9 protein-coding genes are annotated in these 11,194 nt (G+C 48.6%); 5 read left to right on the forward strand and 4 right to left on the reverse strand.

All coding sequences use genetic code 11. The features are described 5' to 3' along the window. Positions 1 to 304 precede the first annotated feature (304 nt). Positions 305 to 1,060 (forward strand): AraC family transcriptional regulator, encoded by a 756-nt coding sequence (locus F3J38_RS00545; RefSeq protein ID WP_167134094.1) that lies wholly within the window; start codon positions 305 to 307, stop codon positions 1,058 to 1,060. Here F3J38_RS00545 and F3J38_RS00550 read toward each other — a convergent pair. Genes F3J38_RS00550 through F3J38_RS00560 form a run of 3 tightly spaced genes read right to left on the reverse strand, consistent with a single transcriptional unit; the run spans position 1,057 to position 5,189 of the window. After that, positions 1,057 to 2,622 carry a DHA2 family efflux MFS transporter permease subunit gene (locus F3J38_RS00550; protein WP_167134097.1) on the reverse strand — a complete coding sequence of 522 codons (1,566 nt, stop codon included), beginning with the start codon at positions 2,620 to 2,622 and terminating at the stop codon, positions 1,057 to 1,059. The genes F3J38_RS00545 and F3J38_RS00550 overlap by 4 nt on opposite strands. Then, positions 2,615 to 3,733 (reverse strand): HlyD family secretion protein, encoded by a 1,119-nt coding sequence (locus tag F3J38_RS00555; RefSeq protein WP_167134099.1) that lies wholly within the window; start codon positions 3,731 to 3,733, stop codon positions 2,615 to 2,617. Before F3J38_RS00555 ends, F3J38_RS00550 begins: the two co-directional genes overlap by 8 nt. Positions 3,734 to 3,737: 4 nt before the next feature. After that, positions 3,738 to 5,189, reverse strand: coding sequence for an efflux transporter outer membrane subunit (locus tag F3J38_RS00560; RefSeq protein ID WP_167134102.1), 1,452 nt, complete (start codon positions 5,187 to 5,189; stop codon positions 3,738 to 3,740). Positions 5,190 to 5,521: 332 nt separating this feature from the next. Here F3J38_RS00560 and F3J38_RS00565 point away from each other — a divergent pair, with 332 nt between their 5' ends. Continuing rightward, on the forward strand, positions 5,522 to 6,325 hold the full coding sequence (locus F3J38_RS00565; RefSeq protein ID WP_167134104.1) for a class I SAM-dependent methyltransferase: 804 nt from the start codon (positions 5,522 to 5,524) through the stop codon (positions 6,323 to 6,325). 40 nt (positions 6,326 to 6,365) lie between these two features. Here the strand turns inward: F3J38_RS00565 and F3J38_RS00570 are convergent, their stop codons facing one another. Further along, complete coding sequence (locus F3J38_RS00570; protein WP_167134107.1) at positions 6,366 to 7,106, reverse strand: SDR family NAD(P)-dependent oxidoreductase; 741 nt, start codon at positions 7,104 to 7,106, stop codon at positions 6,366 to 6,368. A gap of 69 nt (positions 7,107 to 7,175) precedes the next feature. On the opposite strand from F3J38_RS00570, the gene F3J38_RS00575 reads away from it, so the two are divergent. The 3 genes from F3J38_RS00575 to F3J38_RS00585 all read left to right on the forward strand — a co-directional run bounded on the left by F3J38_RS00575 (position 7,176) and on the right by F3J38_RS00585 (position 11,128). Beyond that, positions 7,176 to 8,096, forward strand: a complete 921-nt coding sequence (locus tag F3J38_RS00575; RefSeq protein WP_167134110.1) for a LysR family transcriptional regulator — start codon at positions 7,176 to 7,178, stop codon at positions 8,094 to 8,096. A 355-nt stretch (positions 8,097 to 8,451) separates the two neighbouring features. Then, entirely contained in the window at positions 8,452 to 10,140 is a 1,689-nt protein-coding gene (locus tag F3J38_RS00580; RefSeq protein WP_167134113.1) for an AAA family ATPase, read from the forward strand. Beyond that, positions 10,133 to 11,128 carry a hypothetical protein gene (locus tag F3J38_RS00585; protein WP_167134116.1) on the forward strand — a complete coding sequence of 332 codons (996 nt, stop codon included), beginning with the start codon at positions 10,133 to 10,135 and terminating at the stop codon, positions 11,126 to 11,128. The genes F3J38_RS00580 and F3J38_RS00585 overlap by 8 nt, the downstream gene beginning before the upstream one ends. Positions 11,129 to 11,194 lie beyond the last annotated feature (66 nt).

The following is an 11,194-nucleotide window of genomic DNA, read 5'->3' on the forward strand; positions in this document are numbered from 1 at the left end:
GACGAATAACTTACCGTTTAAATGGAATGAATTCGTGCCTATTTTATGACGGCAGAACAGAGATTGCGGGCTGTTTAACCTCCGTTGCTGATCAACAGATGTAATACTCATTCAATGCTAACGCCAACATCGCTGCTTGCTGCCACGACGAATCAATATCATCGCTGTCTCATCCAGTGAAAGATCCGATCTCAGCAATGCCTGATACTGCCAATGCCCATACGGGTGGATATTGTTCTACTGGTCATCCGGCGATCCTTGCTAGTCTCTGAGTCTTTATAAAATCTATAGGTTTTTGGTATTCATGACGACCTCCTTTTCCGAGCAACCCAGCATGCCCGTTACGGCAGTGGCGGCGGACTACCCCAATGGCCACGTTATCCCCGCGCACCGTCATGATTTGGCGCAACTTCTCTATGCTATCGAAGGCGTATTGGTGATTGAAACCGCTGAAGGACGCTGGGTGGTGCCGCCCAGCCGAGGTGTCTGGCTGATGGCCGGTATTGATCACACCGTTCGCATGCGCGGTGCAGCGCGTATCCGCAGCATATTAGTGCAACCGGATGTCTTGCCCGGTTTGCCTGATAAGGATTGCGTAATCGAGGTTTCACCCCTGTTACGTGAGTTGCTGCTCGCAGCGACCCAGGTAAAAGGCCATTACCAGCCTGATAGCCGGGATGCGCGTTTGATGCGCTTTATTTTGGATGAACTCGCCGCCCTGCCCGTACTGCCTTTTAATTTGCCGTGGCCTGCTGATGCCCGCATTGCGCGGGTATGCCAGATGTTGGTTAATGAACCCGCCGAGACGAAAAAAGCTGAGGATTGGGCTGCACTGCTGGCGATGAGCGTCAAAACTTTTCATCGCCAGTTCCTCAAGGAAACCGGGGTGACCTTTGGCCGCTGGCGGCAACAGTCTCGACTATTGTTGTCGCTTGAATGCCTGGCGCTGGGCCAATCCGTGCTGGAAGTGGCCCTGCAACATGGTTACGACAGCCAGAGTGCGTTTGCCGCCGCCTTCAAAAAGCAGTTCGGCATCTCACCTTCAGGTTTTTATCGTTAATCCCCACTCCGCCTCAAGATGAACCCCGCCGCCACGCAGGCAAACATCGCCAGCCCAGCGATGTAGAACGCATCGCTGTAGGACATCAACAAGGCATCACGCTGAATCACATGATTGATGAGTCCTAACGCCTGCGCACGCAAATCCGTGCTCCCCGCACCATATAACGTAATCGCGGGATGCTGATGATGGTGTGTCAGCGTGTTGATCAAGCTGCCAACGCGCTGTTGCGTCTGAGCATCAAAAGGTGTCACCGATTCACCAATGCGCATCGCATGCAGCTTTTCGCGCTGCACCACAATCTGGCTGGAAACGGCAATCCCAATCGCACCACCGACATTCCTCACCATGGAGAACAAGCCTGATGCCGAGCCGAGCTGGTCTTTCTCCAATCCCTGAATAGCCATCACACCCAATGCCACCACCACTAATGATTGCCCCACGCCGCGCACTACCAGCGAGGGAACAATCACGTTATAGGCGGCATTCGGGTTGAGATGAATATTCATCAGACAGCCCAGCCCGGTGATCAGAAACCCGGCGATAATGGCGGTACGTGCACTGGTCCAGCGCATCAGACGCGGCGTGGCAAACGACATAATGAATTGAATAATGCCGTAAGGAATCATCATCAAGCCTATCTGGCTGGCATTGTAACCATGCACCTCTGCGAAATAGTTCGGCACCAGAAACACCACGCCAAATACCACTGCACCAAAGAAAAATTGCATCAGACTGGCGATGCCAAAGTTGTAGCGGGTGAGCAGACGCAAGTTAATAAAGGGAGACTTCGCGCGCCACTCAACCCACACAAACCCCAACAAACCGAACGTTGCGAGCAACGCGCAGTTAATAATGAACGATGAGGAAAACCAGTCGTTGCGTCCGCCCTCTTCCAGCATAATCTGTAAGGCGGACAAGCCGATCGCCATAGTGATCATCCCCCACCAATCCCCTTCACGGAGTTTGCTCAGCACAGCTGGTTGGGGTTTAATCGACCAGCCGATGGCAGCCAACAGCACTAATCCCGGTGGAACTTGCAGATAGAAAATCCACCGCCATGAGTAGGCATCGGTCAGCCAACCCCCTAAAGAGGGCCCGGCGGCCTGCGCCACATTATTCGCCACCGCAAAAAGCGCCATCCCTAGTGCGTGTTTTTTTGCGGGCAACTCGCTAACAATCAGCTGAAAAGAGAGTGGGATCAGCACACCGCCAAATGCGCCTTGCAGTGCCCTGGAAAAGATCATCATCTGAATGTTGGGCGCTAATGAACAGGCGATGGAAAACAGGACAAAACCAGCGGTGCCCGTCATCAGAACGCGGCGCATGGAAAAGATAGACACCAACCAACCGGTGATCGGAATAATAATGATCTCCGCCACCAGATAGGCGGTGGTGATCCATGAGCCCTCCTCAAACGTTGCGCCCAGCGAACCGCGCACGTCAGGAAGAGAGGCATTGGTGACATGAACATTCATCCCCGCCATAAAGCAGCCGACGACACTCCCTAGCACGGCCACCCAAGTGCGTAATGAAATCGGCTCAGCATGTTGGTTAGTCATGATGGGTATCCACTTTCACCACCACCGACATGCCGGGTTTCAAGCGATCAATGTCCTGCTGCCCTGGATCCAACTGGATTTTCACGGGCATGCGCTGAACGATTTTGGTGAAATTTCCCGTCGCATTGTCCGGCGGCAACAAGGCAAACTGGGCACCGGATGAAGGCGCAAAACTGGCGACTTTCGCCGTAAACTGACGCCCTGCTAATGCATCAATCACCACCTCAACTGGCTGACCCGTTCGCATGTGATCGACTTGGGTTTCTTTGAAATTCGCCACGATGTACACATCATCTGGCACCACCGCCAACAGTGGCTCACCCACATCAACATACTCTCCTGGCCTGATCGTGCGTTGACCAACGGTCCCGTTAATCGGACTGCGAATTTGAGTGCTCTCCAGATTGATGCGCGCGCTGCTCAATCCTGCCTGAGCCTGAGACAAGGCTGCCTCCGCTTTATCTTTCTCGGCCTCAGCGCCCTGAAGATCGCTATTGATAATCTGCACCGAAAGCTCACTGGCCGTGAGACGCGCCTTTGACCGCACCCACTCAGCTGCGGTGGCTTTCATCCGCGATGTGGCGACTTCTACTTGCTGCGCACTGCTGACGTGCTGAATGGCGAGGCGTCGCTGTCGTTGCCACTCCGCTGATGCTTGTACTGCTTCAGCCGCTGCCAGGTTCACGCTGGCTTTCGCATCATCAATACGACTCTTTTGCTGAATCGCACGGGCCTGCAAACCGGTGATGCGTGCCTGTTGTACCCGCTGCTGTGCCGTTGCCGCGTCGATCGCTGCCTGTGCCTGATCAACTTTGGCCTGGTAATCACGAGCATCAACCTTAGCCAGCAATTCGCCTTGGGTGACTCGTTGATTATCCTGAACCGCCACTTTGGTCAGGTAGCCATTGATGCGCGGTGCCAGCGTCACAATATCGGCACGAACGTAGGCATCATCGGTATCTTCTATCCAGCGAGCCGTGCTCCACCAATAGAGGCCCCAGCAGAGTGCGACGATCAGGATAACGAGAGCAGCGATAATGACGGTCGGTCGGGTTTTAGCTCGCTGTGGTTTTATAGGCTGTTTTTCTACTGCAGGGACTTTCTCGGTCATTCTGTTAATTTCCAGTCTTGGATAATAAGGAAAGGTCAGGTAAGGCAATGTCGGGAGCCTGCTGCCAGCCGCCGCCAAGTGATTTGAACAGCGTGACTTGCGCATTAATCAGCTCACCATTTTCATTGGCGAGTTGGCGTTGGGCGGCGAGAGTGGCTTGCTGCGCAGTGAGATAATCCAACGCGCTTGATGCCCCTTCTTTTTGGGCGATTTGCGCCAAATGCAGCGCCTGTTGGCTCTGCGCTGCGGCATCTTGTAGGGATGACTGCGCCTGCTGGGCGGCCTGATAATCGGCGAGATTCTCCTGCACCTCCTTCAGCGCTTGCAGCAGCGTGGCGTCAAAATGCGCCAATGCCGCCTGTTGATTGGCACCCGCCTCGGCGATGTGTGCACGGGTAATACTGATATTCGGGAAAGACCAGGAAATAAGCGGCCCAAGGCTCCAGACGGTGGCGCCACTGTCGCCCCATCCTTTAGGCTGATGAGCTGAGCTGTAAATCGCCCCGCCTAAGGAAATGCGCGGATAAAGTTCCGCGGTGGATACGCCGATCTTCGCCGTAGCGGCGTTGAGTTGTTGCTGAGCGCGCAATACATCAGGACGGCGCTGCAACAATGCTGCGCCCGTTTCATGTGGGATGTGAATCGACGCGATTGCTGGAGCCGTAGCACACTGTTGCGCAGCGGCGGGAGGATCGTCAGGCAAACGCCCCATCAAAACCGCCAGCTCTGCCAGCGCACGCTGTCTGGCGGCGTGCAGTGGCGGCAGCGCTGTGGAAGTTTGGTCCACGCGTGCCTGCGCCTGCACCTGATCGAGGGTACTGCCAACTCCGGCTTGGCTAAGCATTTGGACTACGTGTTGCTTCTCCTCAGCCAGTGTTAACGCACGTTGAGCCAGCACACTTTGCTGCGCAGCGTCACAGGCATTTAACCAGGCTCGCGTGGTCTCGGCGGCCACTTCAACTCGCATGCCTTGCTCTTCAGCCATCACGGCTAACACATTGGCATGCGAGGCTTTACTCAGTGATTTAAGCCGCCCAAACAGATCGACTTCCCACTGCACATCCATGCCGATGCCATAGCGGGTTCCGGTACGAATGGTATCGGACTGATCCAGCGCGGCTTCCAGTTGATCCTGCGCTGTGCTGCCATAGCCGCCCTCCGTATGCAGTGACGTAGAGGGTAGTTTTTCACCCTCGACAGCGTTGGCGACCTGCCGCGCAGCCAGAAGATGAGCGGCCGCTTCGCTCAGATTGCGGTTATGTGCCAGCGCCTGCTCAACGGCGGTGTTTAAGTTCGGATCCTGATAAAGACGCCACCATTGATCCGGCACAGAGGACGTCGCCCGGCTATCTAGCTGAATAGGCAGCGTGGTGTTGGGCGCTTGTGAAGGTGCAGTACTGCAACTGACTGACACGATGGGAATTAATGAACACAGCAATTTTCGAAATCTGGGCATGACACGCACTCGTTAATGAGAATGCGTCCAGATTACGGGGATGATTAACGTCTTTATGTCGAGAACCAGACTTTCATTATCGCGAAATGGTCAAAAGGCACTTTGATCGTCCCAGCTTTTGCGCCTATTCTTTTCTGCCAACCTTTTTATCCCTTCTGAGGTGCGTAACGAAATGAACAACTGATGCCCTTACTGCTTATTTTTTCTGCTAAGCGTAAACGCGCATTGTCGTTCGTTAAGTTGTGCCTGTTGCCCTGTTGATGGGTACGGCGGTTATGCCAACCTCATGTGCGTCGCTATCTGGCAGTGTTGTTATTAACTGAGGATAGAAAATGACGAAATCTCTTTTTTCCGCTGCGGATATTTTTCTGCATAACCAGACAGCCTGGGACCGCATGGCGCGTGAACGCGGTGACTGGTCACAACCTGTATCTGCCGAAATCATCCAGGCTGCCCGAGCAGGAGACTGGCAGGTGCAGCTCACACCTGCTGAGATGCCATCGGGCTGGCTGCCGGACGTCAGAGGCAAGCGCATACTTTGCCTTGCTGCGTCCGGTGGACAACAGGCACCGGTATTGGCTGCAGCGGGCGCGGATGTGGTGGTGCTGGACGCGTCACGTGAACAGCTCAATCTGGATGAGTGGGTGGCCCAGCAAGACAACCTGACACTGCAAACACTGTTGGGGGATATGCGGGATCTCTCGGCATTCGCCGATGACAGTTTCGATGTGATTTTTCATCCGATATCAAACCTCTATGTCCCCGATCTTCACCGCGTTTGGTCTGAATGCTTTCGGGTACTGCACCGCGGTGGCAGGCTGCTGAGCAGTTTTTATAATCCGGTTGTGTTTGTGTTCGAACGTAATGAAACGCTAGCCGCCGAAGGATTATTGAAGCCGCGTTTTGTTTTACCCTATGCGGACATCACCGACCTCAATGCCGATGAGTTAGCCAAAAAGCAGGAGGCAAATCAGGCGCTGGTGTTTGGGCATAGTCTGGCCGATCAAATCAACGGTCAGTTGCAGGCAGGCTTTTTAATGGCGGGTTTTAACGAGGTGTTTCATCCCCGGCCTCGTTTTCTGATTGAACGCTATATGCCAACGTTTATGGCGACCTACGCAATGAAGCCGATGTAAAGCATTGCGTGCCCTGCTGCGATGCAGGGCACGCAATGCTTCAAAACACCATGCCGCCGGCAACATCAATAGTACTGCCGGTAATCCAACCTGCATCTTCACCGATCGCAAAAGCCACCGCAGCCGCGATATCGCGTGGATAACCTGCACGCCCTAGCGGCGTTTTCTCGACAAAGTGATCGAGGAATGGCTGCACCATCTCGGTGTTGCCTTCGGTGAGCGTCAGTCCCGGCGCAATTCCCACCACACGGATTTGTCGTTCACCCAGTGCCAAAGCCAGAGATCGGGTCAGCACATCCACTGCACCTTTCGTGGCGCAATAAACCTGAGCCACCGGACTGGGGCTTTTACTGACGCCGGAACTGATGTTCACAATCACGCCACCTGCCGACATCACTTTTGCCGCCGCCTGCGTGGTGAGCAGTAAACCCCGAACATTTAAATTGAAATGCGCATCAATGGATTCAGCGCTGATGGTTTCCAGGGTATCCATGCGGTAGATACCGGCGTTATTGATTAACACATCCAGGCGACCATATTCCGCGACCGCCGCCTCTATCAGCGGTGCAATCTGCTGCGGCTGAGCGAGATCGGCCTGAAACGCGATGGCCTGCCCCCCTGCCGCAACAATGGTATCGACAACACGCTGGGCAGCAGCGCTATTACTGGCGTAATTCACCACCACTTTGGCGCCCTCTTCGCCAAGACGCAGCGCGATGCCTGCACCGATACCGCTGGATGCGCCGGTGACGATAACCACCTTGCCGTTAATATCTTTCATGGCTTTCTCCTGTTGGCTGAGAAAGCCATGTTAATCTCTGCATTAAATGGATAAAGCGGGGTAATCGACATGACTTATGAAGCAGAGCTTAATAATTTTGCTATCGCACCAGAGCTATTACCGGCCTTAGTCAACTTTACCCGCGTGGCACATCACGGCAATTTCAGCCGCGCGGCAGCGGAGCTGGGGATGTCCCCGTCGGCGTTATCTCAGTCAGTACGTAAACTGGAGGAGCGGCTGGGTATGCGTTTACTGCGCCGCTCAACGCGCCATGTCAGCCTGACCGAGTTAGGCGAGCGACTGCTTGCAGAGATCGTACCCGCACTGAATGTCATCAACACCGCGTTTGTCAGCGCCAGCGAGTCACGCGACACGCCATCCGGCATCTTGCGCTTGAATGTCTCGCGCTCTGCGGCGGAGATTGTGGTGTTGCCGCACCTCGCCGCGTTCAATAAACAGTATCCCGACGTCATCATTGATATGCACTGCAGCAATGATTTAACCGACAGCATTGCCGGAGGGTTTGATGCCGGCATCCGCTTGGGTGAGAGCCTCGATTTGGATCGCATTGCGATGCGCATAGGCGGTCCACAACGCATCGCAACTTTTGCCGCCCCGGCTTACTTACAAGAGCATGCAGCGCCCATCACTCCAGCAGATCTGTTGCAGCATCAGTGCGTCACAGTTCGGTTGGCGAAAGGACTTTATCAGTGGGAGTTCGAGCAGAACGGCACGCGCTTTGATGTAGAGACGCGCAATACGGTCATTACTAATGACGGTGATCTGCTGGTGGATGTGGTGCGGCAGGGGCTGGGAGTGGGTTGTGCGTTTGAGGCATCGGTGCAGGAGGATTTCGCAAAAGGCACGCTGGTGCCGCTGCTGGAAGCCTGGTGGCCAACGTATTCGGCGTTTTATATTTATTATGATAGTCGGTTGCATATTCCTTCGAAGTTGAGGGCGTTTTTGGGATTTATGAAGGGGCGGTTTTAGGGGTGTTTTGAGTAGTTTTGCTGAGAATCTTTAGTGCGGGTTATTTTATAAAAACAATAAAATTCATATAGTTAACATTATTAATAAACACTATCAATCTAAGCACTCAACATCATAATTATGTTAAATTTGTTCATGCACTTTAACATGGAATATAAAATAAACTTCTTACCACTTATAGATTTTCATACCCTTCAATCTAACATGGTCTTTTTGTTCAAAAAAAAACCTAACATTGTAAAATGTTATCGTTTCACATTAAAAAAAAACATGGCAATATAAGATGTTTCCTAATTTAACGAATTCTTTATAGTTTCTCATAGAAATCATCACGATTTAACTCAAGGAGATGAGGATGCTTGTCAGATTATCTGGTTCTGGTTACAAAGCATTTGAAAGTTTTTCAATAGATATCAAACCATTAACGATACTTCTTGGAGCAAATAGCTGCGGTAAGAGTGCAATATTAAATGCATTTTTGATGCTTTCTCAATCTGTTGATGCGGCCTCCCTCTCTGAATCGCCATTGAGGCTCAATGGCAATAGAATTGGGATGGGAGAGCCACTTAACATTATGAAAGATAAAAATGAAAATACATTATTAAATTTTAATTTCGAATGTAATGATGTCAAAGGTGCTAAGTCGTTACTTGACACAGCAAGACGCGAGTGTATGGAGGCGCATTTTGATATCAGTAGATATATATTTCAAGTTTTGAGGCGCAATAAAGATATTGAATCATCTGTTTTTAATTCGTTAATGGAGATGGAATCTCTTTATTATAGAAATGATGTCTATAACTTTAATCAAATGAAAGACATTAATGGAAAAACACAAAGACTTATTAGACGATTTAGAAAATTCAAAGAAACTGTTAAGATTTCAAATCGTTCGCCTATGGCTCAATCTAATCAAAGATATATCGAGACTGTATCACTCCAAAAGATTGAAGATTGTCTTACTCACTTAGTCCCCTTATCTATAAACAGACTGGTCGCACAGAAAATTGATTACTCATTTATGTACAACCAGAGAAAAAATACAATTTGGATTAAGGAGTGTAAGATATCAAACAAAGCAGGCGAGATGGTGCTTTCTATAAAATCCGATGGTAAGAATGAACTTAATTTATACTCTGATGTAATAAACAATGAGATAATTAAACGATCTAAAAGCGATATAAAGAAAGTTATTAATTTAGATTCATTGCTCATAACCAATTCCGATCCGTATAAGTTCTATTATAACAATTTCCCTGGGGCTATTCCGAATCCAGTTGCAACCTACATAAATAGGATTTTATCAGCTGCCTTAAGAGATTTAAATAACTCTCTCTCAGGCAGCCAAGTTAATCATGTTAGTCCACTTCGGGCTTTTCCTCAGCGCTATTATTTGTTAGATAAAGCTATTTATCATAAGCAGCTAAACGTGTTAGATGGAACAGAACTTGCTGAAGTTCTTAGGAATAGACCTGATATTAAAACAGCAATTAATAATCTCTTTATGCAGTTTAACATTGCAATTGAAGTAGAAAAGGTAAACGATATCATCCATAAAATAACTGTAAATCAAGATGCTGTTAATCTTGAGTTAACTGACGTTGGATTTGGTATTTCACAAGTTTTACCAATTTTAGTACAAGCTCTTCTATCACCGTCTAATTCAATAACTATTATAGAACAACCTGAGATTCATCTTCATCCAAAAATGCAAGCGTGGCTAACAGATGCACTGATTTACATAGCACTAGAAAAGAATATAAAATTTATAATTGAAACACATAGTGATGCCTTGGTTAGAAGACTTCGATTGCGAATAGTAGATGAGAGTAACCCTCTCACAGAAAATGATGTCTCAATCTACTACCTCGAAAGAAATAGATTGAAAAATCGCACTGACATGAAGTTAATACCTGTTACACCTGACGGTGATATTTCATGGCCTTCTGAATTCATGGATGTTGAGATAAACGACACTATCGAAATCCAACAAAAAAGAATCGAAAAAAGATTAAAAAGAACAGAGGGTGATTGGAATGCCTAATGCACATTGCCTATGCCCTGATTTTGTATCTAATCATATTGCTGACCCTGTTATTTTTAGTGATGTATTTATGGGGAGACTGTTGAACTCAGATGATCAAATAATTTTAGATGAAGGTGGATTGTTAGACCTTGCATATACTAAAGCTGTTAGTAAAAGTACGGATGCATTTACTTTTTTTAAAGTGTGGCAGGCAGGGTTAAATTCTAAAAATAATGGTAAGGTATTACTTGCCCCTAACTGTCTAAATGATGATGACTATGGGTTGGTTTTTGATGTAACTAGAGTTGCAGCATCAACATTTGACAAAAAAATCCTTGCTGTTAATAATGAAAATTATCGTCCATATCTTGAGCAAATGTCTTCTTTAAGAATTTCTTTATATAATCTTCAGAATATTATGCCGCAGTGTATTAGCAACCCCTTTCCCAAAAAACTCTCATTTGACGTACTTAGTCATGATATTGGATGGATTCTTCACCGTTTAGCTCGTACTAAAAGTAAAGGTAATTCTGAAGATGATTACAATGACCACCTGAGAAATATGTTGTTATGTAAGCATTATGAAGTAAAAGACCAAACTCGAGAAGGAGACTCTGCTAGTAGAATTAGCGCAGGAGAGTTAGATGTTGTTATAGAAAGCAATAATTACCTATTTTCTATCATTGAAGCAATGAAGTTAAATTCTCTAAATGTAGCCTACATTAACGAACATTACAGTAAACTCCTAACAAATTATAATCCGTTGGGCATTACTAATTCGCACCTTATAACTTATTTTTACGGCAGGGATTTTGAAGCATGGTGGGGTCGGTATGTTATACATATCTCTGATATCGACCTATCATCTCTTGGATTGCCGTCTAGCACCACAAAAGTTGGTACTCAAGTAGAGGATATGCCCTATACTTCTTTAAAGAAACTCACTCAGTATTTTGAAGTTGACGGAAACTCATTTTCTACAGTTCATTATGCAGTGAAATTTTGATTAGTAATAAGACAAACCCGGGTAGCCCCGGGTTTTCCAACCCACTTATATTTCAAAAAATCGGTT

The organism is Candidatus Pantoea formicae, assembly GCF_011752625.1.
Lineage (GTDB): Bacteria > Pseudomonadota > Gammaproteobacteria > Enterobacterales > Enterobacteriaceae > Pantoea > Pantoea formicae.

Coding starts and splice junctions, on each gene's coding strand:
- F3J38_RS00580 (WP_167134113.1), top strand. CDS start 8,452: ATGCTTGTCAGATTATCTGGTTCTGGTTACAAAGCATTTGAAAGTTTT.
- F3J38_RS00585 (WP_167134116.1), top strand. CDS start 10,133: ATGCCTAATGCACATTGCCTATGCCCTGATTTTGTATCTAATCATATT.
- F3J38_RS00550 (WP_167134097.1), bottom strand. CDS start 2,622: ATGACTAACCAACATGCTGAGCCGATTTCATTACGCACTTGGGTGGCC.
- F3J38_RS00570 (WP_167134107.1), bottom strand. CDS start 7,106: ATGAAAGATATTAACGGCAAGGTGGTTATCGTCACCGGCGCATCCAGC.
- F3J38_RS00565 (WP_167134104.1), top strand. CDS start 5,522: ATGACGAAATCTCTTTTTTCCGCTGCGGATATTTTTCTGCATAACCAG.
- F3J38_RS00555 (WP_167134099.1), bottom strand. CDS start 3,733: ATGACCGAGAAAGTCCCTGCAGTAGAAAAACAGCCTATAAAACCACAG.
- F3J38_RS00560 (WP_167134102.1), bottom strand. CDS start 5,189: ATGCCCAGATTTCGAAAATTGCTGTGTTCATTAATTCCCATCGTGTCA.
- F3J38_RS00545 (WP_167134094.1), top strand. CDS start 305: ATGACGACCTCCTTTTCCGAGCAACCCAGCATGCCCGTTACGGCAGTG.
- F3J38_RS00575 (WP_167134110.1), top strand. CDS start 7,176: ATGACTTATGAAGCAGAGCTTAATAATTTTGCTATCGCACCAGAGCTA.